The sequence below is a fragment of the Microbacterium sorbitolivorans genome (assembly GCF_003327285.1).
Classification (GTDB): Bacteria; Actinomycetota; Actinomycetes; order Actinomycetales; family Microbacteriaceae; genus Microbacterium; species Microbacterium sorbitolivorans.
Genome location: NZ_KZ848474.1, coordinates 243,995 through 267,013 on the forward strand (window position 1 = coordinate 243,995; position 23,019 = coordinate 267,013).

Below are 23,019 nucleotides of genomic sequence, written 5' to 3' on the forward strand. Positions count from 1 at the left end.
ATGGCCTCAACCCCGAGAGGAGGCCGAGCGACATGGCCGACACACCCCGCACCGCCGCACCGCAGTCCTCCGGGCTCAACCGGTTGCTGATGTGGCCGGCCATGACGCTCGCGTTCGTGCTCATTCCGTGGATGGCGACCATGGTCGTCGCCGACAGCACCGGGATACCCTTCGACGAGGCTGCCGACCTCGTCGCGGCCTGGTCGCTCATCGAGGATGCCGGCCCCAACGTCGAGATGACCGTCGGTTTCAGCTTCCTCGGCGTCATCGCGACGATCGTCATCGGCCTGGCGTTCTCGCTGCCCGCCGACGGCGTCTGGGGGCTGCCGAAGAAGACGCGCGACCTCGTCGAGTTCCTCACCCTCGGCGTCACGCTCACGCTGTCGCTGTTCTCGGCGATGGTGCTCTGGGTCGTATTCTGGCGCGACACGACGTTCGAACTCGTCCTGCTGCTGCTCAGCGCCTGGCTGGTGTCGGTCGTGGCGGGGCTCGTCGAGCTCAAGCGCCCTGCGGCCGAGCGCGTGCCCGCGGCCCGGCGCGAGGCAGAGCGGCTCCGCGAGGCCATCGCGCGGTCGAGCTTCGACGAGAAGGCGACGATCACCGCGGGGCAGCGTGTGCGCGCGGAGCTCGCATACTGGTCGATCGCCCTCGTCGGCCTTCCGCTCCTTGGCCTCCTCGGCCTCGCCGTCGACTCCGGCGCCCTCGACATCAATCGGCACGCCCTTCCGCTGGTGCTCGTGCTCGCGAGCGGCACGGGGCTCATCGCGGTCAGCTGGCGCGTGACGGCGTCGATCCCGCCGCACAAGATCAGCGACCGCGCCCTGACCGTGACCCTCCACCTCACGGGCCTCATCATCATCGCGATCGTGGTGCTGGGCGCCATGGGCGCGGGCCTCGGATCCTTCGCCTCGCTGTCGGCCCTGGCCGCGATCCTCGCGAACGTGATCTACGCCACCCCGGCAGCGGCCGAGCGGATCCCGTTCATGAAGACGATCCGGCACGACGCGACCCTGCGGCGGATCCGGCGCGCCGACGCCTGGCACGCGGCCGTGCAGCGCGAGTTCGGCGAAGAAGAAGAGGCGCAGCCCTCACCCGAGGCCCCGCGGCGCGAGCCGCTCATCCGGATCGAGATCTTCCGGAGAAGAAAGTAGCGGGATCCGCAGCCCCACGACGCTACCCGAACCCTCGACCGAGCGCAGCGACACGGATCCGCCGTGCCGCTCGACGACGGTCTGCACGAGGGTCAGCCCGAGCCCCGATCCGGCGACGTCGCGCGCGTTCGTCGCCCGCGCGAGCTCGTCGAACACCTGCGGCAGGTCGGCCGCGGGGATGCCGCGGCCCGAGTCGGCGACCTCGATCACGGCGGCGCCGGCCTCCTCGCGCAGCCGCACCTCGATGGGCCCGGCCGACGAGTACTTCGCGGCGTTGCCGAGCACGTTGTCGACCGCGAGCGAGAGCAGGTCGAGGTCGGCCGAGACGGCGGGAACCGGCCACGGCACCCGCGTGATCTCCAACCGGATCCGCCCGCCGGCGCCCGGGTCGCGAGCTGCGAGCGCGTCGACGGCCTCGACGATCAGCGCCTCCAGGTCGACGTGCTCGCGCTCGAGGGCGCGCGTCTCGAGCTCGGCGAGCTTGCGCAGATCGCGCACGAGCTCGCTGAGCCGGCGCGCCTGCGAGTCGACGAGCGACCAGTGCGGATCCGCCGTGCCGGCCGCCGCGGCCGTCGCCCGGATCGCGGTCAGCGGGTTCTTCAGCTCGTGGTCGAGCCGCGCGAGGAAGCGGCGGTGCCGCTCGCGCTCGAGCACGATCGTGTCGGCGGATCCTGCAGCCCGCGCGCTCTCGCGCTCGCGGATCCGTGCCTCGCGCGAGCGCCGCGCGAGCAACACCGCGGCGATCGCGATGCTCGCGAGCGCGCCCGCAGCGAGGAAGACGAGCGGGATCGCGACGGCGACCTCGATCATGCGGCGCTCGCCGAGCAGCGCGAGGACGCCGCCGAGCAGGGCGCCGAGCGCGAGGGGCGCGGCGGCGAGCCACCACCGCCTCACGCCGCCACGACCTGTGCGACGAAGCGGTATCCGAGCCCCTGCGCGGTGTCGATGAACCGCGGGTTGGCGGCGTCGTCGGCGAGCACGCGCCGCAGCTCAGAAATGCGATGGTCGACGGCGCGGCTCGAGGTCGCGAAGTCGAAGCCCCAGAGACCGGCGAGCAGGCGCTCGCGCGAGTGCGCCTCCTGCGGGTGCGTCATGAGGAACTCGAGCAGCGTCAGCGCCTTCGGCGTGAGCGTCACCTCGCGCTCACCCAGCCACACCCGCCGCGAGGTGCGGTCGAGCACGAGCTCGCCGGCGCGGATCCGCTGGCTCGTCGGCACCCCGCGCGTCGCGCGGCGCAGCACCGCGCGGATCCGCGAGAGCAGCTCCTGCGGATCGAACGGCTTGTTGAGGTAGTCGTCCGCGCCCTCGTCGAGGGCGGCGCTTCGCTCCCACGACTCCCCCACCTGCGTCAGCAGGATCACGGGCAGCCACGGGTCGCCCTCGCGCAGCCGACGCACGAACTCGCGACCGTCCATGCGGGGCATGAGCACGTCGCTCACGACGAGGTCTGGCTTCTCGCGCGCGACCTCCTCGAGCCCCTCCTGTCCATCGCCGGCGACGCGCACGGCATACCCGCTGCGCTCGAGAAACGAGGCGAGCGGGGCCGTGATCGCCGCGTCGTCGTCGACGATGAGCAGCCGCGTGCGTTCGGTCATGACCCCGAGATCACCACGTTTCCGGCGCCCGTGTCGGTCACCTTCGGGGTGGCGCCGAGCCACGAGATCGAGTTGGCGTCGCCGCCGACGTTGATCGTCTCGGCGCCGTCGAGGTAGATCACGTTGCCCGCGCCCGTGACGTCGATCGTGCCGACCTCGCCCGCGACGACGACGCCGGCGTCCATGTGCACGACGACGTGGTCGCACGGCCCGTCGATCTGCACGATCTGGCCCGGCTCGTTCTGGCCGAACACCAGCTCGCCGTCGCACGTGAGGGTGCGGGTGACGACGTCGAGCATCGACTCGCGGTACGCGGCTTCCTCCTCGCTCCAGGCGGTCGCGACGGCGTCGCTATCGGCGCCCGCCTCGTCGTTCGACGTCGGCGTGCTTTCCTCGGTTTCCGGATCCTCCGTCACCGTCTCGGCGGGCTCGCCCGCCTCGCCCGCGGGCTCGGTCGCGGATCCGTTCTCGGAGGTGTTCTCCGACGCGTCGGAGGACGCGTTGTCGGTGCTGGTCTGCTCGTCGTCGGGCTCGCTGACCGACACCGAGCAGCCGGTCAGGCCGGCGATGAGGACGGCGGACAGGGCGAGGGCGGAAAGTACGCGCATGATCGGGTTCCGTTCGCGGGTCACGAGAAGGTGGGGATGAAGATGTCGACGCGGCGGTTGAGCTGGCGGCCGGCCGGGTTGTCGGCGCCGTCGATCTCGTTCGCCGCGACGGGCTGGCTCTCGCCGTAGCCCTCGGCGGTGAGCTGCGCCGTGACGCCGGCGCCCTCGAGCGCCGCGACGACCGACGCCGCGCGGGCCTCGGAGAGGGTCTGGTTGTAGTCGTCGTCGCCGATCGAGTCGGTGTGGCCCGAGACGACGGCCTCGGTGACGTCGTAGGTCTCGAGCGCCTCGGCGACGACGCCAAGGGTCTCGGCCGCGTCGGCCCGCACGTCGCTCTTGTCGAAGTCGAACAGCACGCCGTCCTCGAACGTGATGAGGGTGCCGCACGACTCGATCGGCTGCAACGCGTCGAGCGTCGGGAAGACGCCGAGCTCGGGCACGCGCGCGATCGGATCCAGCTCGACCGCCTGCCCGTTCACGAGGCCCGTGCCGTCGCCGTAGTTGGTGATGGTGATCTCGTCGTCGCTGTAGTTACCGGATCCGTCGCCGTAGTTCACGATCGTGACCGTGCCGTCGGTGAAGTTGCCGGCGCCGTCGCCGTAGTTCTCGATCGTCGTGGCGCCGGCGGTGTAGTTTCCGGATCCGTCGCCGTAAATGTTCACGATGATGTCGGCGTCGCTGTAGACGCCGGATCCATCGCCGTAGTTCGTGATCGTGACGGTGCCGTCTTCGTACACGCCGGTTCCGTCGCCGTAGTTGGTGACGGTCACGCCGTTGAGCGTGAAGGTTCCGGATCCGTCGCCGTAGTTCACGGAGGCGCCGTCCGGGCCCGTAAACGTGCCGGATCCGTCGCCGTAGAGATACGCGGATCCGTTGCCCGCCGACACCGTGCCGGCCTCGTCACAGTGCGCGGGCGAGACCGTGACGCCCGGGATCGGGGCGACGTCGTCGCGGAGGTCGAGCGTGAAGCCGTCGGCCGATGCGGTGTCGAGCAGCGACAGGTCGGGCAGCTGGAAGAGCGGCACGGCGGGGAACTCGCCGACGTCGTAGCCGGGGACGGTCGGGAGGGTGGTGGTTTCCTCCGGGGCCTCCGTTTCTTCGGGGGCCTCGGTCTCCGCGACCGCCTCCGTCACCGGTTCGGCCGACGTCGTCGTCGCAGGCGCCGCGTCGGCGTCTGCGTCGTTCGCGGATCCGCACGCGGTGAGCGATACGGCGAGCATTCCGGCGCCGAGGAGGGCGATACCGGCGCGGGCGGGGATGTTCATGATCTGAGAGTATCGAAGCGATGTCGCCGCCATATCGCCGCGATGTCGCAGTTTCGCGACAATTCACCCGCACCTTCTAGGGTGTGGAGCATGAGTGCTTTATCTCGCGTCGTCGTTTTCACCGGATCCGCGGGCGGCACCGACCCCGCATACCTCGCCGCGGCGACCGCCGTCGGCACGGCCATCGCCCGCGCGGGCCTCGGCCTCGTCTACGGCGGCGGCAACGTCGGCCTGATGGGCGCGGTCGCGAGCGCCGGTCGCACGGCGGGCGGTGAGGTCGTCGGCGTGATCCCCGAGGCCCTCGTCGACAAGGAGATCGCGCACCACGACCTGACGCGCCTCGAGGTCGTCGCCGACATGCACGAGCGCAAGATGCGCATGGCCGAGCTGAGCGACGCGTTCGTGATGCTTCCGGGCGGCGCGGGCACGCTCGAGGAGTTCTTCGAGGCGTGGACGTGGCAGCAGCTCGGGATCCACGCGAAGCCGATCGCGGTCTACGACGTGAACGGTTTCTGGGATCCGCTGATCACGATGCTCGACAACATCGTCGCGCAGGGCTTCATCGCCCCGCGCTTCCGCGACCGCCTGATCGTCGCGTCGGATCCGGACGAGCTTCTCGAGAAGCTCGCGGCCTGGGAGCCGCCGGCGGCGAAGTGGACCGTGCCGGAGGACGTCGCGTAGGCGCGGCCTCTGGGGTGATCCCCCTGCGCGGAGATGGCCCCTTACTGCGGAAGAGGAACAGCTTTTGTTCCGCAGTAAGGGGCCATCTCCGTAGTTCTGGCGGCTTGGTTACGCGCCGACCTTGCCGTAGCGCTCTTCCTCGATCTCCTCGAGACTCTTGCCCTGGGTGTTCGGCGCCCAGATGGTGCCGACGAGCATCGAGACCGCGAGGATCGCGATGAGGATCGCGGCGAGCGTGTGCAGGCCGAGCACCTCGAGCCAGACGGGGAAGCCGTAGCTGAGCACGCCGACCATGATGCGGGCGGTGAAGAACAGCACGCCCTGCGCCGAGGCGCGGTACTGCGTCGCGAACAGCTCGGCGGTCCAGAGGCCGTAGAAGGCCTGGGCGCCGATACCCGAGGCGAAGCCCCAGAGAATCGCGAAGCCGAAGAGCGAGACCGGGCCGCTCGGCAGGTACACGAGCACGACCCAACCGGCGATGCCGAGCACGGCGCCGATGAAGAACAGCAGGCGGCGCGACATGCGGTCGCCGAGCCACATGAACGTGAACGTACCGACGACGGTCATGGTCCAGAGGAACGACTGCAGGAAGTACTGCTGCGCCGAGTCGGTCAGGCCGGTCGCGTTGTAGACGTCGGGCATGAACATGCCCGCCTGGCCCGCGACGGTGTTCCAGAAGGCGTAGACGCCGACGAGGAAGAGCAGCGCGAGGATGTTCTGCTTGCGCCCGAGCAGCGCCTTGAAGCCTTGGCCGGCCGCGGCCTTGTTGCCCTGCTGGGTGCGGATGGCCTGCGTGTCCTTCCAGTTCTTCGACTCTTCGAGGCCGCGGCGCACCCACCAGGTGATGAACGCGACGACGAAGAGGTGCAGGAAGATGATGCGGGATCCGAGCAGGCCCGCGGGCGTGAGGAGCGCGGCGAGCAAGAAGCCGATCGCGGGGCCGACCGACCACGCGAGCTGGGCCATGCCGACGTGCGCGGCGCGCCTGTCGCTCGGCGCCTCCTCGGCGATGTAGGTCCACGACGCGGGAACGCCGGCACCGACCGCGATACCCGTCACGATGAACGCGCCGAGCAGCATCCACTGGTTCACCGCGAACGCGGCGACGAGTACGCCGACCATGTAGACGAGCAGGTCGTAGGTGTAGATGAACTTGCGGCCGTACTTATCGCAGAGCGGGCCGCCGATGATGGCGCCGATCGCCGCGCCGAAGGCGTTGGCGCTCAGCGCGGCGAGCAGGCCCTTGAAGGCCTCGTCGAAACCGAACTGGCCCTGCCAGAAGACCATCGAGGTGGCGATCGCGATGATCGACCCGGCCTCGATGTAGTTGGACATCGCGACGGCTGCGGTGGCCTTCCACCCCGTCGTCTTCTTCGCACCGATGCGTGCCATTGTGTTGCCTTCTTCTCCGTTGAAATCTTGCGACTGAGACCGCTCTGGCATGAAACGATTCAGTGCCGAGGGGAGAGTGTACACCGCGACACCTGACGATTAGTGTCCCGCCACCCTGGCACATCGAAAGAAAGCTCGTGTTCACTCTTCCTTTTATAGAAGATTTCTTCTAAACTGGAGACATGGCAACGACGCAGAACCCCGAGATCACAGCACTCCCCATGTGTGATCGCATCACGTCCGCGCTTCCCTTTCTCGAGAAACTATAGAACGAAGTTTCCCATCTGTCTGGCGCCGAACTTGTTGCCGCATCGACGCTCCTCGAAGACCTCGGGCGCCACGTCGACGCGGCTCGCGTGCGCGTGGCGGGCGAGGTTGATGCCCGCTCCGCCGGCGAATGAGACCGGTCACTTGCCCGCCAATACGACTGCACCACTGCCGGCAATCTCCTCGCCCTGACAACGCACGCTTCCCCTTCCGAGATCCGGGAGCGCATCGCGCTCGATCGCCGCACCCGCGGATCCGTCGCTCTCACGGGCGAGCCGCTCCCGGCCGCATTCCCCGCAGTCGCCGCGGCGCTCCACGCGGGGGCGATCGGCGTCGACGTCGCTTCCGACCTCACTCGCGCTCTCGAGAAGGCCTCGCGCGATTCAGTGATCGACCCGATCGAGGCCGAGACCGCCGAACGCGAGATCGTCTACGCCACCGCCGCGGGGTTCACGGGTAAGGGCCCGCTCGCAGGCTCCGACGAGGCACTGCCGCAGACATTCGACGACTACCAGGCGATCGCGGGCGTGTGGCTCGAGTACCTCACGCGCGACGGCATCGAGCCCACCGCCGACACCGCGGCGCGCTATCGCTATGTGTCGGTTGGCCGCGTTCGAGGTGGCCTCGTGCGCCTTTCGGGCAACATCACCCCTGAAGCCGCGGGCTCGCTGAAGCGGTTGCTCGACGCACACGTCGGTTCGCCCGTACAGTTCTCATCACACGCCGCGAGCGCGGCCGACGATGAGCCTTGGTCAGACGACCAAGCACCGACCGACACCCGAACGGCGGGCCAGCGACGCCACGATGCGCTCATCTCGATCGTGCAGGCCGCGGCCGCGTCGGAAGACTCCCCGACGATCGGCGGTGCGGCCCCGACCCTCGTCGTCACGATCGACGCAGACCAGCTCGCAGACCCCTCGGGGGTCGCCGACATCGATGGCGTTGACATCTCGATCCCCGCCAAGATCGCGCATCGCGTCGCCTGCACGGGCGCGATCCAGCGGGTCATGCTCGACGCGACCGGCCGAATCATCAGCCTCGGATCCCCACAAAGACTCTTCACGCCGCATCAGCGCCGCGCGATCTCTCTTCGCGACGGCGGATGCGTCATCCCCGGGTGCACAATCCCCGCCGCCTGGTGCGAAGTCCATCACGTCGAAGAGCACTCTGCAGGCGGTGCAACGCACACCGACAACGGCGTTCTCCTCTGCTGGGCCCACCATCACGATATCGACCGCTCCGGCTGGGAAATTGAGATGCGCGAGGGCGTCCCCCACGTGAAGGCCCCGCACTGGGTCGACGATCGCGAGGTCTTCCGGCGCGTCATCAATCGCCGCAGCCTCCGCGAGGAAATTCGGCGCCGCCGACGAGGCGAGCCCGCACCGCCCGGTGCCTAGCGGGTGCGTGGGCTGCAGGGCGGGAGTCTGCCCTGCAGCCCACACCGGCGGGTAGCCGCTATGGCGCCGTCGAGAACGCGCGCAGATCGATACGGTCGAGCGCGCCTGTCAAATCCAGCACGTACCACTCAGAGTCGATCTCGTCCCACACAAGCTCGTCCCCCGCATTCGCCCTACGCCAGCACGATGCTCAGTTGCTCCACCGCCCAGTCGAGCTCAGTCGTGCGGATCGACAGCGGCGGGGCGAAGCGGATCGTCTGGCCGTGCGTGTCCTTCGCGAGCAGGCCGCGCGCCATGAGGTGCTCGCACACCTCGCGGCCCGTGCCGATGGCCGGGTCGATGTCGATACCGGCCCACAGGCCCGCGCGGCGCACCGCGGTGACGCCGTGGCCGATGAGCGGATCCAGCTTCTCACCCAGGTGCTCGCCGAGAAGGCGGGCGCGCTCCTGCCACTCGCCGGTCTCAAGCATGCGCACGACCTCGAGGCCGACGGCCGCCGCGAGCGGGTTACCGCCGAAGGTGGAGCCGTGCTGGCCCGGCTCGAAGACGCCGAGCACCTCCTCGTCCGCGACGACCGCCGAGACGGGAACGACGCCGCCGCCGAGCGCCTTGCCGAGCAGGTAGACGTCGGGCACGACGCCCTCGCGGTCGCACGCGAAGGTCTCGCCGACGCGGCCGAGGCCCGATTGGATCTCGTCGGCGATGAACAGCACGCCCCGCTCGGCGGTGATCTCGCGCACGCGGGCGAGGTATCCCTCGGGCGGGATGATGACGCCCGCCTCGCCCTGGATCGGCTCGATCAGCACGGCGGCGGTGTCGTCGTCGATGGCCGCGGCGAGCGCGTCGGCGTCGCCGAAGGGCACCGTGACGAATCCGGGCGTGAACGGGTCGAAGTCTTCGCGGGCGTCGGGGTCGCTCGAGAAGCTGACGATCGTGGTCGTGCGGCCGTGGAAGTTGTTCGCGGCAACGACGACCTTCGCGCGGCCGGCGGGGATCCCCTTGACGCGGTATCCCCAGGCGCGGGCGAGCTTGATGCCGGTCTCGACCGCCTCGGCGCCGGTGTTCATCGGCAGCACGAGGTCCTTGCCGCAGAGGGCCGCGAGCGCCTCGGCGAAGGGTTCGAGGGCGGCGGATCCGAAGGCGCGGCTCGTGAGGGTCACGCGGCCCAGCTGCTCGCGCGCGGCCGCGATGAGGCCGGGGTGGCGGTGCCCGAAGTTCAGCGCCGAGTATCCGGCGAGCATGTCGAGGTATCGCTTGCCGGTGACGTCGGTCACCCAGGCGCCCTCGGCGGTGTCGATGTCGACGGGCAGGGGCGCGTAGTTCCGCGCGAGGTGGGAGGTCATTTCCTCAGCTCCAGGGTGCAGCACTTGATGCCGCCGCCGCCGAGCAGCAGCTCCGACAGGTCGACCGTCACGGGCGTGTACCCGCGCTCGGCGACCTGGGCGATGAAGCCCGTCGCGCGCGGCGAGAGGAACACGTTCTCGCCGTCGCTGGCCGAGTTCAGGCCGAAGACGGATCCGTCCTCGTCCGACACCCGGATGGCGTTCGGGAAGTGCTCCTCGAGCACCTCGCGGCTGGCGTCGTCGAACGCGCCGGGCAGGTACGCGATGGTGGGTTCGGCGCCGGGCGCGACGACCGGATCCAGCACGCTGAGGGCCGTGTCGAGGTGGTAGAACCGCGGATCCACGAGGGTCAGCGAGAGCACCTCGCGGCCGAAGAGGTCGGCGATCTCGCGGTGGCTGTCGTCGGCGGATCGGAAGCCGCGGCCGGCGAGGATTCGCTCGCCCGCGAGCAGGAAGTCACCCTCGCCCTCGTTGGTGTATTCGGGCTCGAGCACCTCGTAGCCGTTGTCGCGGAACCAGTCGGCGAAGAGGGCCGACTCGGGCTGCCGCTCGGCGTAGCGGAACTTCGGGATGTACGCCCTGCCATCGATCACGAAACCGCCGTTGGCGGTGTAGACCATGTCGGGAAGGCCCGGCGCCTGCTCGATCAGCTCGACCTCGTGGCCGAGCGCGATGTACGCGTCGTACAGCTTCTGCCACTGCGCGACGGCGCGGGCCGTGTCGGTCGGATCCGCGGGGTGCATCCACGGGTTGATCGAGTACGAGACCGTGAAGTGATCCGGCCGACTCATGAGGTAGGTCCTGCGGTTAAGAGCCATCGTCTTTTGCTCCTCGTTGTTCACCACTGGCGGACGCTGTCCTGGGGCCCGGCGGAGCAACTAAACGCCTACGCTCGAGCACGCCTTTTTCATATTGTGCCCCTCGATTCGCATCCGGGGCGGGTGCGCAATAGGCTCGCGCCATGAGCACCGACACGAGCAGTACAGCACAACTCGAGGTTCTGATCCGCCCCATACGCGATGTCGACGCCGTCGAGATGGGCAAGGTTCACGCCAAGGTCTGGCACGAGACCTACGACGGCATGATCTCGACGGCGGCCCTCGAGGCCGTTTCACCCAAGCGTCTCGCCGACCTGTGGAGCAACTACGCCGACCGCGGCGAGGAGCACCGCCACGCCGCCGCGCTCGTCGACGGCGAGATCGTCGGCTTCGCCGCCTCGGGCCCCGCCCGCGACGACGACGCCCCCGCAGAGCGCGAGCTCTACTTCGTGTTCCTTCTCGACAGCTGGCACCGCAAGGGCATCGGCCGTCAGCTCTTCGACGCCGTCGTCGACGATGACGAGCCGCTGTACGGCTGGATCGCCGAGAACTACCCCGGCGGAACCGACTTCTACACGAAGCGCGGCTTCGAGATCGACGGCACGAAGCGCTCCGAGCCGTTCCTCGGCGAGGAGCTCACGGAGATCCGTTTCAGCCGGTGATCCACCGGCTGCGAGGGGCGGGCATCGACAGGTCGGTGCCCGCCCCTCGCGCATGAACGCGACGCAAAGTAAGGACACATCATGATGCAGATCTGGGGCCTTCACGGCATCGGCGAGATCGTCACGGGCGACGACCTCGCGACGATCATCGGCGACGCGGCCGAGCACGCGGATCCGGGGCTCGCGGGCGGCGACATCGTCGTCGTCACGAGCAAGATCGTCTCGAAGGCCGAGGGGCGCTTCGTCACCGCCGACGACCGCGAGGATGCGATCACGGCCGAAACCGTGCGCGTCGTGGCGTCGCGCACGAACCCGAACACCGGATCCACGACCCGCATCGTCGAGAACCGGCTCGGCATCGTGCAGGCCGCGGCGGGCGTCGACGCGTCGAACACCCCCGAGGGCACGGTGCTGCTCCTGCCCGAGGACCCGGACGCGTCGGCGCGCCGGATCGCGGCCGCGCTGCGCGAGCGCTTCGGCTGCGACGTCGGCGTGCTCGTCAGCGACACCCTCGGCCGCGCCTGGCGCGACGGGCAGATCGACCAGGCGATCGGATCCGCGGGGGTGACGGTCTTCGAGGACCTGCGCGGATCCACCGACGCGCAGGGGCGCCCCCTCGTCGTCACCCTGCCGTGCGTCGCCGACGAGCTCTGCTCGGCCGCCGAGCTCGTGAAGGGCAAGGCGACGGGGATCCCGGTCGCCGTCGTGCGCGGACGCGGCGACCTCGTCGGCTCGCTCGACCTGCCGGGCGCGCGGACGATCCCGCGCACGGGCCCGAGCGACATGTTCCGCAAAGGGTACGACGAGGCGTACGCGGACGGGTACGAGGCCGGGTACTCAGAGGGATATGAGGCCGGTTTCGAGGCTTCTTCATAAACATTTCACCCAGGAGTCTCGCGCGGAGCATATCGAAGCACTAGAAAAGTGGGGATGCCTCCTTCTGGGGCACGTTTCTAACCGTGAGGACCTGTGAGGACCCCATGCGAATCACATCGCACACTTTCCCCCGAGCGTCGGTTCGGCGTTGCATCGGCGCGGGCGCGGCGTTCGCGACCGCCGGCGCGCTGCTGTTCGTGCCGCAGGCGGCGCTCGCCGCTGACGGCGACACCGACCTGAACGCCATCGTCGCATCGACGACCGACATTCAGATCGTCGGCATCAACGACTTCCACGGCCGCATCGAGGCCGACGCTTACGGCGGACTGCCGGGCGCCTCGGGCCTCGTCGGCGCCGTTCGCGCGCTCGAAGCCGAGAACCCGAACACGCTCTTCGTCTCGTCGGGCGACAACATCGGCGCCTCGACGTTCACGTCGTTCATCCAGCAGGACACCCCGACGATGGAGTCGCTCGGCCTCGGTGGCCTCGACGTCAGCGTTGTCGGTAATCACGAGTTCGACCAGGGCTTCGCCGACCTGACCGACCGCGTGCAGCCGTTCTACCAGCAGTTCGGTGGCGACAACGCAGAGTACGGCGCCGACCTCACGCTCGGTGCGAACGTGTACAAGAAGGGCACGACCGAGCCCGCCCTCAAGGAGTACGCGATCCGCGAGGTCGACGGCATCAAGATCGGCTTCATCGGCACGATCACCGCCGACACGCAGACGCTCGTCTCGCCCGCCGGCATCGCCGACATCGAGTTCGGCGACCAGCTCGAGGCCGTCAACCGCGTCGCCGCCGAGATCGACGACCAGGTCGACGTGACGATCCTCCTCACGCACTCGGGTGCCGAGGTTTCCGGATCCGACGACACCACCTGCACCGACATCGAGAACGAAGACACCGACTTCGGCGCACTCGTTCGCGGCGCCTCGCCGGCCGTCGACGCGATCCTCTCGGGTCACACGCACCAGAACTACCCCTGCACGATCGAGGGTCGCCCCGTTCTGCAGACCGGCAGCTACGGCGCCAACCTGTCGAAGCTCGATATCCAGGTCTCGACCGACAACGCCGGCGTGACCTCGCTCGTGTCGATCGACTCGTCGCTCCTGCCCCTGACCGACGAAGAGGGTAACCCCGCCTACGCCCCGGCCGAAGACGTGCAGGCCGTCGTTGACGACGCCGTCGCCTACGCCGAGATTCAGGGCAACGAGCCCGTCGGCACGATCAGCGCCGACATCCTCCGCGGTGGCGAGGTTCCCGGTGACGACCGCGGTGTCGAGTCGACGATGGGTAACCTCGTCGCCGACATGTACCTCTGGGCCACGACCGACTACGCCAAGTACGGCGGAGAAGCGGCCGACATCGCCTTCATGAACCCGGGTGGTCTGCGCGACGACCTCATCTTCGCGTCGAGCAACGTCGGAGAGGGCGACGGTGTGGTGACCTACGCCGAGGCCGCCGCCGTGCAGCCCTTCGCCAACACGCTCACGACGAGCGAGCTGACCGGTGCCGACATCAAGGAGATCCTTGAGGAGCAGTGGCAGCCCGGCAACGACCGCCCGAAGCTTCACCTCGGTGTGTCGGACGGTTTCAGCTACGAGTACATCGAAGACGCCGCCGCCGGTGAGCACGTCGTCTCGATGACGCTCGACGGCGCCGAGATCGACCCGGCCGCGACCTACACGGTCACGACCAACTCGTTCATCGCCGCGGGTGGCGACGGCTTCACCTCGTTCTCGAACGCCCCGTACCGCGACACGGGCCTCATCGACCTCGAGGCCTCGGTCGACTACCTGAGCGAGCACGACGTTGTCGACCCGGCCCCGCTGGGCCGCGCCGTCGAGTACGTCGAGGAAGAGCCCACGCCGGAGCCCACGGTCGAGCCGACCGCTGAGCCCACCGCCGAGCCCACGGTCGAGCCGACCGCTGAGCCGACCGCCGAGCCCACCGCTGAGCCGACCGCGGAGCCCACGGCTGAGCCGACGACCGAGCCCACCACGGAGCCCACGGCCGAGCCGACCGCTACCGCTGAGCCCACCGCGACCGCCGAGCCCACGCCCAGCGAGACCCCGGGCAACGAGCTCTCGCCGACCGGTGGCGAGATGAGCTGGGGCCTCGGCCTCGGTGCCGCGTTCATGATCGCGGCCGGTCTCGTAATCGCGACGCGCATGCGCCGCAAGGCCTAAGCGCCGGATCCATCGCCCGAACGGGCCCGCATCCTCCGAGGTGCGGGCCCGTTCCGCGTACACGCTGTGTTCACCGGGCAGACACCCCGTGACTACCCGTGGCCACAAAAATTGCACGCATGTCCCGACTCCCACGCATTCTGCTTGCCTCCGGCGCTGCCTGCGCCCTGGCACTGAGCCCCGTCGTCGCCTTCGCGGCGCAGCCGGGCAGCATCGAGCCGATCTACGACGCGATCGACGACGCTCCCTTCGACCTCTCCGTTGCCGGCACCTTCGAGACCGGCATCTTCGACGCCGGCGCGAGCGAGATCGTGCAGGCCTACAAGGACCGCCTCTTCTCGGTCAACGCCGACGCCGGCACGGTGTTCGCGATCGACATGAGCGACCCCGCCAACATGACCGAGCTGTACCAGGTCGGTGCCGAGGGCGCCGTCGCCAACTCGGTCGCGATCCGCGCAGACGGCCTCGGCGTCGTCGCGCTCGAAGACGCGAACGACAAGACGGCCCCCGGCCGCGTGCTCTTCTTCGACGCGAACGCCGACGAGCCGACCATCCTCGGCACCGTGGTTGCCGGATCCCTGCCCGACATGGTGACCGTCTCGCCCGACGGCGCCTACGCCGTCGTCGCCAACGAGGGCGAGCCGGCCGACGACTTCTCGAGCGACCCCGAGGGATCCGTGGGCGTCATCGCGCTGCCCGCCGGCATCGCGGCGCCGACGCAGGCCGATGTGCGCGTCGCCGACTTCCACGCGTACGAAGACGTCGAGCTCGACGAGTCGGTGCGCGACGCGTTCGGCCCGATCCTCAACGACGAGTTCCCGCGCTCGACCAACTGGGAGCCCGAGTACATCACGGTGCAGGACGGCGTCGCCTACGTCTCGCTGCAGGAGGCCAACGCCATCGCGACGGTCGACCTCGACTCGGCGACCGTGACCGACGTCTTCGGCCTCGGCTTCATCGACCGCGGCGTCGTGCCGCTCGACGCGTCCGACCGCGACCCCAAGGACGACCCGACGATCAACATCGCCACCTACCCGGGCCTCTACGGCGTGCCGATGCCCGACGGCATCCACTCGTTCCAGTCCGGCGGCGAGACCTACATCGTCACGGCCAACGAGGGAGATGCCCGCGAGTGGGGCGACTACGTCGAGCCCGCCCGCGTGAAGCACCTCGGCGACGAGGAAGAGGCCCCCGGAACGGGGCCGCTGTGCGAGGAGATCGCCGACTACGCAGACGATGCGGCCCTCGGCCGCCTCGAGGTCACCAAGGAGATGGGCTTCAACGAGGAGCGCGGCTGCTACGACGAGCTGTACGCCTTCGGCGGCCGCTCGTTCGCGATCTACACGACCGACGGCGAACTCGTCTTCGACTCGGGCTCGCAGTTCGAGGAGCTCGAGGCGCGCCTCTCCGAGTCGACCGACCTCGTCTTCAACTCGGGCCACGACGACAACGAGTTCGACAGCCGCAGCGACGCCAAGGGCGTCGAGCCCGAGAACCTCACCATCGGTGAGATCGACGGCCGCACCTACGCCTTCATCGGCTTCGAGCGCCTCGGCGGCGTCGCCGTCTACGACATCACGACGCCCGCCGCCCCGACGTACGTCGAGTACATCAACAACCGCTCCTTCGACGTGTCGCTCGGCGACGCCTACGAGGAGCTCGAGGACGCCGGCGCCACGGACGAGGAACTCGCCGAGCTCGTCAACTCGGTCGGCGACCTCGGCCCCGAGGGCCTCGACTTCATCGCCGCCGACGACTCGCCGACGGGCATCCCGATGATCGTCACGGGCAACGAGGTCTCGGGCACGACGACGCTCTTCACGCTGGATGGGGCGCCGACTGCGGAGCCGACCGAGGAGCCGACGGAAGAGCCGACCGGAGAGCCGACGGAGCCCACGCAGGAGCCCACGGTCGAGCCCTCGGTCGAGCCCTCCGAGGAGCCCTCCGAGGAGCCTTCGGTGGAGCCCACGACGGAGCCTTCCGTCGAGCCGACTTCGGAGCCGACGGCTGAGCCGACCGCCGCGCCCACTTCGGAGCCGACCGCTGAGCCCACCGCCGAACCGACGGCTGAGCCCACCGCCGAACCCACGGCTGAGCCCACCGCCGAACCCACGGCTGAGCCCACCGCCGAACCCACGGCTGAGCCCACCGCCGAGCCCACGGCCGAGCCGACGGCCGGTCCGCAGGATCCTTCGCCGACCGCCGCACCCACGGCCAGCCCCGACGACGAGCTCTCGCCGACCGGCGGAGACATGGGTTACGGCCTCGCGATGGGCGCCGCCGCGCTCATCGCCGCGGGTCTCGTGATCGGACTCCGCAGCCGCCGCAAGGCCTGATCCCACGGGATCCCACGCGGGCCCGCCCCCTTCGGGGAGCGGGCCCGCGCTCGTGTCTGTGACGGGATCCGCAGCCGCAGAGAACACCCCGAAAGAGGGCGAACTCCGCGCCCGCCCAGCGAAATCGGTGAGAATATTCGGGTGAGTGACAACCTTCCGCGTCCGACCTGGGTCCAGGTCGTCGCCGGCCTTTTCGGCGCCGCGGCGCTCGTGCTCGCCGCCTGGTGCGTCGTCTTTATCGTGCGGGGCGTGCTATCGACGCCGGAGCTGCAGGGCTTCCTCGACCGCTATCCGGGAGACGCGCCGCAGCCAGCGTCGACGCCCGAGGGTTTCCCGGCGTGGCTGTCGTGGACGCACTTCCTCAACGCGTTCTTCCTCGTCCTCATCGTGCGCACCGGCATCCGCGTGCGCACCGAGAAGCGCGCGGGAGGGCTCTGGACGTCGACGCGCGTCAAGAAGCGCCGCATGTCGCTCGCGCTCTGGGGGCACATCGCGGTCGACTGCTTCTGGATCCTGAACGGCGTCGTCTTCGTCGTCTTGCTCTTCGCGACGGGCCACTGGGCGCGCATCGTGCCGACGAGCTGGGAGGTCTTCCCGAACGCGCTCTCGGCGCTGCTGCAGTACGTGTCGCTCGACTGGCCGACGCAGAACAGCTGGGCCTATTACAACGCGCTGCAGCAGCTGAGCTACTTCGCGATCGTGTTCCTCGCGGCTCCCCTCGCGGCCATCACGGGCTTCCGGCTGAGCACCTTCTACCCGCCGAAGTGGGAGCGCGCGTTCTCATGGGACCTCGCGAAGCGGATCCACTTCCCCACCATGCTCTTCTTCGTCGCCTTCGTCATCGTGCACGTCGGGCTCGTGCTGACGACCGGGGTACTGCGCAACCTCAACCACATGTACGCGGGGCGCGACGACGTGAGCTGGATCGGCTTCGCGGTGTTCGCGGGCTCGATCGTGCTCATGGTCTTCGGCTGGCGCGCGGCGATGCGCGACGACTGGATCGCGCGCCCCGCCCGCATCTTCGGCAACGTGAAGGTGCTCCCGAAGCGCTAACTCTGCAATTCTCCGCGCGGTCATCTGCTATTCGCAGATGACCGCGCGGAGAATTGACGGCTGAGCGGGAAAGTGCGGAGTTACAACCCCGCTTAGACCGCGGCGGCCTCCGAGGCGCGCTCGTCCTCTTCCGTCACGACGAGCTGACCGCAGGCGCCGTCGATCTCCTTGCCGCGGGTGTCGCGGATCGTCGTCGGAATGCCCTTGTCATTGAGGCGACGCACGAACTCGCGCTGGGCGGGCAGCGTCGAGGCATCCCAGACGGATCCGGGGGTCGGGTTCAGCGGGATCGGGTTGACGTGCACCCATCCCTTACCGCGGGCGAGCAGCTTCTCGGCGAGGAGGTCTGCGCGCCACGGGTGGTCGTTCATGTCCTTGATGAGGGCGTACTCGATCGACACGCGGCGGCCGGTCTTGTCGAAGTAGGCGCGCGCGGCGTCGAGCACCTCGTCGACCTTCCAGCGCGAGTTCACGGGGATCATCTCGTCGCGCAGCTCGTCGTCGGGAGCGTGCAGCGAGAGCGCGAAGGTGACGGGGATGTCTTCCTCGGTGAGCTTGCGGATCGCGGGCGCGAGGCCGACGGTCGAGACCGTGATGCCTCGGGCGCTCATGCCGAGGCCCTCCTTCTTGTCGACCATCGTGCGCACGGCCTGCATGACGCGGGCGTAGTTCGCGAGCGGCTCGCCCATGCCCATGAAGACGATGTTGCTGACGCGCTCGGCGCTATTGTCGTCCTCGCGCTTGCCGCCGAGCTCGCCCTTGGCGATGATCTCGTTGGCGCGCACGACCTGGTCGACGATCTCGGCCGCCGACATGTTGCGGGTCAGGCCGTTCTGGCCCGTCGCACAGAAGGGGCAGTTCATGCCGCAGCCGGCCTGCGAGCTCACGCACAGCGTGATGCGGCCGGGGTAGCGCATGAGAACCGACTCGACGAGGGCGCCGTCGTGCAGCTTCCAGAGGAACTTGATGGTGTCGCCGCCGTCGGTCTGCAGGCGTCGTACCTCGGTCAGGAGCGTCGGGAGCATGCCGTTCACGAGCTCCTCGCGGCCGTCCTTCGGGAGGTCGGTCATGAGCTCGGGGTCGCGCGTGTAGCGCTCGAAGTAGTGCTTCGCGAGCTGCTTGGCACGGAAGCCCGGCAGGCCGAGCTCCTTCACCTTCTCGACGCGCTGCTCGGGGGTCAGATCCGCGAGGTGCACCGGCGGCTTGCCGCGCTTCGGGCTCGCGAACTGCAGCAGCGGTCGCCCGCTGTTGTCCTTGCGCTGCTCCCAGCCCTCGGCCTTGGGCTTGACCTGGCGAATTCCCGACGTCGTCATGCCTTCTACGGTACGGGTTCTGCCTGATGAACGCCCGTCCTTCTGCCGTGCTCTCCCCCGGCCCTCCGGTCGCGCAAACTGCTCCTCCCGGATCCGCCGAAGGACAGGTTGCGCGACCGGAGGCGCGGCCCGGCCGCTCCGGTTTGAGAATCTGCTCCTCCTCGCCGGTTTTAGAGCAGATTTCCGCACCGGAACCGCGGCCCCGCCGCTCCCGTCGCTCAAACTGCTGCTCGCGGGCACCACAAACGACCGATTGCGCGACCGGAACCGCGGCCCGCCCGCTCCGGTTTGAAAATCTGCTCCTCCCGGCGAGATCTGGAGCAGATTTCCGAACCGGAACCAGCCGCCCGCCTGTTCCCGTCGCGCAAACTGCTCTTCCCGGATCCGCTGAAGGACCGATTACGCGACCGGAACCGCCCACCCGCCGCTCCCGTCGCTCAGGCTGCTCCTCCCGGGCACCACAAAGGACCGATTGCGCGACCGGAGGCACGGCCCGACCGCTCCCGTTTGAGAATCTGCTCCTCCTCGCCGGTTTTGGAGCAGATTTCCGAACCGGAACCAGCCGCCCGCCCGCTCCCGTCGCGCAAACTGCTCTTCCCGGGCACCACGAAGGACCGATTGCGCGACCGGAACCGCGGCGAACAGCCGATTGGGCGACCGGAACGGCCCGCCCGCCGGTTGTGGGGCCGCCACAAACGAAGCGGCCGTGACAGCAAATGTTGGCAGGCTGGACGCATGCAGATCGATCTGGGCGTCAGAGACGCCGCACCAGATAATGCCCTCGCCGCCGCCCGCCGCGCAGAAGCCGGCGGCTTTGATGGGATCCAGTTCCCCGAGCTCGCGCACGATCCCCTCGTCGCGTGCGCGCTGGCGGGCTCCGCGACCGAACGGATCCGCACCGCGACGAGCGTGACCGTCGCGTTCGCGCGCAACCCAATGGTCGTCGCGCAGGCGGCGAACGACGCGCAGCTCGCGTCGCACGGCCGCTTCTCGCTGGGCCTCGGATCGCAGGTGAAGGCGCACATCGAGCGCCGCTTCTCGATGCCGTGGACGGCCCCCGCGCCGCGCATGCGCGAGTTCATCGGTGCCGTGCGGGCGATCTGGCGCTCGTGGGAGTCGGGCGAGAAGCTCGCATTCGAGGGCGAGCACTATTCGCACTCGCTCATGACACCGATGTTCTCGCCGGGTCCGAACCCGCACGGATCCCCCGACATCTGGCTCGCCGCCGTCGGCCCCGCGATGACAAAGCTCGCGGGCGAGGCCGCCGACGGATTCATCGCCCACGCGTTCACGACCGCCGACTACATCGAGCAGGTCAGCCTGCCGGCGCTCGCGGAGGGCCGCGACCGCACCGGCCGCGAGAGCACCGACGTCATCGTGACCCCGTTCGTCGTCACCGGATCCGACGAGGCCGCCCGCGCCGCCAGCGAGCGGGCGGTGCGCGAGCAGATCGCGTTCTACGGATCCACGCCCAGCTACCGCGGCGTCATGGAGCTGCATGGTTGGGAGGACACGGCCGACGCGCTTCACGCTGCAAGCCGGCGCGGCGAGTGGTCGGCGATGGGATCGCTCATCACCGACGACATGATGTCGGCGTTCGCGATCGACTGCCCGAGCCCCGACGTCGAGGCGCTTCGGCGCGCCGTCGAGGAGCGCTTCGGGCTCTCCGCTCACCGCGCCTGCATCACGCTCGGATAGCCCGCGATGCCCGTTATTCCGCGAATGTCACCGAATCGTGAGACGCAACCGGCGGGCCCGCGCCTGTATCACAGCCAGGATCCAGTAAGTTGACCGCGTGGGGAGTCTCGAGGACACGGACGGGCGCGACGAGCGCGATGTGATCGGCGACCCCGCCGGCGCGTCACCGGCCGACGAGATCGAGGCGGGCGCGCCCGCGGATCCAGTGGACGAGACCCCCGAGGACTCGATCGTGCCGGATCCGGTCGACGACGTCCCGGAGGAGGCTCCCGAGACGAGCGAGGTCGCCCCCGAGCAGACCGAGCCCGAGCAGACCGAGCCCGAGCCGATCGAGTTCGCTACCCAGGCGACCGAGGTCAGCCCCAAGCCGACCGAGCCTGCGCCGGTCGAGGTCGCGTCCGAAGAGGTCGAGGCCGAACTGGCCGAGGCCGCTCCCGAGCCGACCGAGGTCGCACCTGAGCCGAGCGAGCCCGAGCCGACCGAGATCGCCCCCGACCCGGAGGATCCCGCCCCCGCCCCCGAGACCGACGCGGTGCCCACGTTCCTCGGGCTGTTCGCGAGCGAGCCGGCACCGGATCCGGAGATCGACGTGGCGCCCGAGGCGCCCGCGGCCCCGGCCGAATCGACCGATACCGACTCGGTGCGGATCTTCGCCGAGATGTTCCGCGGCTTCCGTCGCGGATCCGCCGCCGAGGCGCCGCAGGAGCCCGACGCCGGCGCGGACGACGGCACCGACGACGAGGCCGACGCGGAGTCGGTCGACGACGCCGCGGGCGACGAGGCGACCGGATCCATCGCGGTGATTGCGGCAGCCGCCGCGGCCGCGACGCCGGCCGACTTCGCGACGGTGATTTCCGGATCCGCCGCCCCGACGACGCACACCAGCAAGGAGAACGACGTGTCGAGCAGCGAGCCGTCCGGCCCCGCGACCGCCCGCCCGGTCAAAACCACCTACGTGCCGAGCGACGCGAACAACGAGACCGAGCAGGCGCTCGCCTGGCTCGCGTCCGAGAACGTGGCGTCGGGGCAGGCCCCGGCCATCGGATCCGCGGTGTCGATCGTTCCTCGCCGCCGCAGCCGCTGGGTGGCGGCGGTCGTCGCGCCGTTCGTCACGGCGCTGATCCTCGCGGTCGTCTACCTCGTCGCCTTCGCGGTCTGGCCGCTCAGTAACGTCAACCCGACGGCGGCGAACGCCGAGATCTCGACGCCGGTCGCGCCGGTCGCGAACCTGCCCTGGCCCGAGACCGGCCAGGCGGCGCTGCTCGTGGGCGATGACGAGACCCCGCTGACGTCGGGCGATGCCGACGCGACGCTCAGCCCCGCCGCGACGGCGAGCCTCGCGAAGGTCATCACGGTCATGACGATCCTGAACAAGCAGCCGCTCGCCGAGGGCGAGGACGGCCCCGACTACGAGTTCGGTTGGGCCGACAAGCAGCAGTACGACAACCTGCTCTGGAGCGGCGAGTCGGTGCTCGAGGTGCCCGTCGACGGCACGCTCACGTACCGCCAGGTGCTCGAGGGAATCATGCTGGCCTCGGCCGGAAACTACGTGAACAAGCTCGTCGACGATCTGTGGGATTACAACCGCGACGCCTTCCGCAACGACGCCCTGACGTGGCTGCAGCAGAACGGCTTGAGCGACACGAACCTCGTCGACCCGACGGGCATCAACCCGCTGACGCAGTCGACCGCGACCGACCTCGTGCAGATCGCGAAGATCGCAATGCAAAACCCGACCTTCGCCGAGATCGTGGGCGAGGATCAGGTGGTCCTGCCGGGCGCCGGCGTGGTCGAAAACTCGAACCCGCTGCTCGGCGAGTTGGGCGTAATCGGCATCAAGACCGGCCACCTCAACACGTGGAGCCTGGTGAGCTACAACCTCATGACGGCCGCCGACGTGCCGCTGTCCGACGAGGCGGGCGCCGAGACGGTGCGCGTCTACTCGGTCGTGACGGGCCAGCCCGAGCCGACGGAGCAGAGCCCCTTCGGCGAGGAGACCCGCGAGCTGCTGCAGGCCATCACTGACGCCCTCCAGCCCGTCGAGGTGATGGCGGCCGGAACCGTCGTCGGCACCGTGACGACGCCGTGGGGCGAGTCGACGAACATCATCGCGTCCGAGACCGCCGACCTCAGCCTCTGGAACGGCGAGGAGGCCGACGTGACGGTCGATTACGACGTTCCGCTTGGCACCGCGGCCGGAACCGAGGTGGGCACCGTGACGCTCACGAGCGAGTTCGGATCCACGACAATTCCCCTGACCACGACGAAGGAACTGCCGCGGCCGTCGGTCGAGTGGCGCCTCTCGCACCCCCTCGAGCTGCTGGGATTCGGGAAGTAATCTCTTCCCATTCATAACGAGACGGGGTTAGGGTTTC

Annotated in this window: 18 protein-coding genes; 10 read left to right on the forward strand and 8 right to left on the reverse strand. The window is 69.3% G+C overall.

From position 1 onward, the window contains the following. Window positions 1-32: 32 nt before the first annotated feature. Entirely contained in the window at window positions 33-1,151 is a 1,119-nt protein-coding gene (locus tag DTO57_RS06845) for a hypothetical protein (RefSeq protein ID WP_114117482.1), read from the forward strand. Here the strand turns inward: DTO57_RS06845 and DTO57_RS06850 are convergent. The 4 genes from DTO57_RS06850 to DTO57_RS06865 are packed head-to-tail and all read right to left on the reverse strand — an operon-like array spanning window position 1,089 to window position 4,619. Beyond that, a complete protein-coding gene (locus tag DTO57_RS06850) occupies window positions 1,089-2,045 on the reverse strand; it encodes a sensor histidine kinase (protein WP_229730456.1) in 957 nt (318 codons plus the stop codon). The genes DTO57_RS06845 and DTO57_RS06850 overlap by 63 nt on opposite strands. Next, complete coding sequence (locus DTO57_RS06855; protein WP_114117483.1) at window positions 2,042-2,746, reverse strand: response regulator transcription factor; 705 nt, start codon at window positions 2,744-2,746, stop codon at window positions 2,042-2,044. Before DTO57_RS06855 ends, DTO57_RS06850 begins: the two co-directional genes overlap by 4 nt. Then, window positions 2,743-3,354 (reverse strand): DUF3060 domain-containing protein, encoded by a 612-nt coding sequence (locus DTO57_RS06860; protein WP_114117484.1) that lies wholly within the window; start codon window positions 3,352-3,354, stop codon window positions 2,743-2,745. The genes DTO57_RS06855 and DTO57_RS06860 overlap by 4 nt, the downstream gene beginning before the upstream one ends. Window positions 3,355-3,374: 20 nt before the next feature. Next, window positions 3,375-4,619 carry an OmpA family protein gene (locus tag DTO57_RS06865; RefSeq protein WP_229730457.1) on the reverse strand — a complete coding sequence of 415 codons (1,245 nt, stop codon included), beginning with the start codon at window positions 4,617-4,619 and terminating at the stop codon, window positions 3,375-3,377. Window positions 4,620-4,709: 90 nt separating this feature from the next. Between DTO57_RS06865 and DTO57_RS06870 the strand changes: the two genes are divergently transcribed. Continuing rightward, entirely contained in the window at window positions 4,710-5,300 is a 591-nt protein-coding gene (locus tag DTO57_RS06870) for an LOG family protein (protein ID WP_114117485.1), read from the forward strand. Window positions 5,301-5,408: 108 nt separating this feature from the next. Here DTO57_RS06870 and DTO57_RS06875 read toward each other — a convergent pair whose 3' ends face one another. Continuing rightward, a complete protein-coding gene (locus DTO57_RS06875; protein ID WP_222843236.1) occupies window positions 5,409-6,692 on the reverse strand; it encodes an MFS transporter in 1,284 nt (427 codons plus the stop codon). A 455-nt stretch (window positions 6,693-7,147) separates the two neighbouring features. On the opposite strand from DTO57_RS06875, the gene DTO57_RS06880 reads away from it, so the two are divergent. Further along, window positions 7,148-8,356, forward strand: a complete 1,209-nt coding sequence (locus DTO57_RS06880) for an HNH endonuclease signature motif containing protein (RefSeq protein WP_114117486.1) — start codon at window positions 7,148-7,150, stop codon at window positions 8,354-8,356. A gap of 173 nt (window positions 8,357-8,529) precedes the next feature. Here the strand turns inward: DTO57_RS06880 and rocD are convergent, their stop codons facing one another. Beyond that, the gene (gene rocD / locus DTO57_RS06885; protein ID WP_114117487.1) at window positions 8,530-9,699 is read right to left on the reverse strand and encodes an ornithine--oxo-acid transaminase; all 1,170 of its coding nucleotides are present in this window, start codon (window positions 9,697-9,699) and stop codon (window positions 8,530-8,532) included. After that, a complete protein-coding gene (gene ddaH / locus DTO57_RS06890; RefSeq protein WP_114117488.1) occupies window positions 9,696-10,517 on the reverse strand; it encodes a dimethylargininase in 822 nt (273 codons plus the stop codon). Before ddaH ends, rocD begins: the two co-directional genes overlap by 4 nt. A 143-nt stretch (window positions 10,518-10,660) precedes the next feature. Here ddaH and DTO57_RS06895 point away from each other — a divergent pair, with 143 nt between their 5' ends. The 5 genes from DTO57_RS06895 to DTO57_RS06915 all read left to right on the forward strand — a co-directional run bounded on the left by DTO57_RS06895 (window position 10,661) and on the right by DTO57_RS06915 (window position 17,633). After that, window positions 10,661-11,179: a GNAT family N-acetyltransferase gene (locus DTO57_RS06895; RefSeq protein WP_114117489.1), complete on the forward strand. Its 519-nt coding sequence runs from the start codon at window positions 10,661-10,663 to the stop codon at window positions 11,177-11,179. An 81-nt stretch (window positions 11,180-11,260) separates the two neighbouring features. Further along, window positions 11,261-12,055, forward strand: coding sequence for a coenzyme F420-0:L-glutamate ligase (cofE, locus tag DTO57_RS06900; RefSeq protein ID WP_114117490.1), 795 nt, complete (start codon window positions 11,261-11,263; stop codon window positions 12,053-12,055). A 104-nt stretch (window positions 12,056-12,159) separates the two neighbouring features. Then, a complete protein-coding gene (locus DTO57_RS06905) occupies window positions 12,160-14,244 on the forward strand; it encodes a 5'-nucleotidase C-terminal domain-containing protein (RefSeq protein WP_114117491.1) in 2,085 nt (694 codons plus the stop codon). A 119-nt stretch (window positions 14,245-14,363) separates the two neighbouring features. Further along, window positions 14,364-16,580, forward strand: a complete 2,217-nt coding sequence (locus tag DTO57_RS06910) for a choice-of-anchor I family protein (protein WP_114117492.1) — start codon at window positions 14,364-14,366, stop codon at window positions 16,578-16,580. Between the two features lie 141 nt (window positions 16,581-16,721). Further along, window positions 16,722-17,633 (forward strand): cytochrome b/b6 domain-containing protein, encoded by a 912-nt coding sequence (locus DTO57_RS06915; protein WP_229730458.1) that lies wholly within the window; start codon window positions 16,722-16,724, stop codon window positions 17,631-17,633. A 92-nt stretch (window positions 17,634-17,725) separates the two neighbouring features. Here DTO57_RS06915 and rlmN read toward each other — a convergent pair whose 3' ends face one another. After that, window positions 17,726-18,946, reverse strand: coding sequence for a dual-specificity RNA methyltransferase RlmN (rlmN, locus tag DTO57_RS06920; RefSeq protein WP_114117494.1), 1,221 nt, complete (start codon window positions 18,944-18,946; stop codon window positions 17,726-17,728). 735 nt (window positions 18,947-19,681) lie between these two features. On the opposite strand from rlmN, the gene DTO57_RS06925 reads away from it, so the two are divergent. Beyond that, a complete protein-coding gene (locus DTO57_RS06925) occupies window positions 19,682-20,644 on the forward strand; it encodes a TIGR03617 family F420-dependent LLM class oxidoreductase (protein ID WP_114117495.1) in 963 nt (320 codons plus the stop codon). Window positions 20,645-20,741: 97 nt separating this feature from the next. Then, the gene (locus DTO57_RS06930) at window positions 20,742-22,982 is read left to right on the forward strand and encodes a D-alanyl-D-alanine carboxypeptidase family protein (RefSeq protein WP_114117496.1); all 2,241 of its coding nucleotides are present in this window, start codon (window positions 20,742-20,744) and stop codon (window positions 22,980-22,982) included. Window positions 22,983-23,019: the final 37 nt, after the last annotated feature.

Bases quoted from the DNA above. Each gene is read 5' to 3' on its own strand.
- rocD (WP_114117487.1), bottom strand. From the start codon at position 9,699: ATGACCTCCCACCTCGCGCGGAACTACGCGCCCCTGCCCGTCGACATC.
- DTO57_RS06925 (WP_114117495.1), top strand. From the start codon at position 19,682: ATGCAGATCGATCTGGGCGTCAGAGACGCCGCACCAGATAATGCCCTC.
- DTO57_RS06860 (WP_114117484.1), bottom strand. From the start codon at position 3,354: ATGCGCGTACTTTCCGCCCTCGCCCTGTCCGCCGTCCTCATCGCCGGC.
- cofE (WP_114117490.1), top strand. From the start codon at position 11,261: ATGATGCAGATCTGGGGCCTTCACGGCATCGGCGAGATCGTCACGGGC.
- DTO57_RS06905 (WP_114117491.1), top strand. From the start codon at position 12,160: ATGCGAATCACATCGCACACTTTCCCCCGAGCGTCGGTTCGGCGTTGC.
- DTO57_RS06895 (WP_114117489.1), top strand. From the start codon at position 10,661: ATGAGCACCGACACGAGCAGTACAGCACAACTCGAGGTTCTGATCCGC.
- DTO57_RS06910 (WP_114117492.1), top strand. From the start codon at position 14,364: ATGTCCCGACTCCCACGCATTCTGCTTGCCTCCGGCGCTGCCTGCGCC.
- DTO57_RS06870 (WP_114117485.1), top strand. From the start codon at position 4,710: ATGAGTGCTTTATCTCGCGTCGTCGTTTTCACCGGATCCGCGGGCGGC.
- rlmN (WP_114117494.1), bottom strand. From the start codon at position 18,946: ATGACGACGTCGGGAATTCGCCAGGTCAAGCCCAAGGCCGAGGGCTGG.
- DTO57_RS06845 (WP_114117482.1), top strand. From the start codon at position 33: ATGGCCGACACACCCCGCACCGCCGCACCGCAGTCCTCCGGGCTCAAC.
- DTO57_RS06865 (WP_229730457.1), bottom strand. From the start codon at position 4,619: ATGAACATCCCCGCCCGCGCCGGTATCGCCCTCCTCGGCGCCGGAATG.
- DTO57_RS06875 (WP_222843236.1), bottom strand. From the start codon at position 6,692: ATGGCACGCATCGGTGCGAAGAAGACGACGGGGTGGAAGGCCACCGCA.
- ddaH (WP_114117488.1), bottom strand. From the start codon at position 10,517: ATGGCTCTTAACCGCAGGACCTACCTCATGAGTCGGCCGGATCACTTC.
- DTO57_RS06855 (WP_114117483.1), bottom strand. From the start codon at position 2,746: ATGACCGAACGCACGCGGCTGCTCATCGTCGACGACGACGCGGCGATC.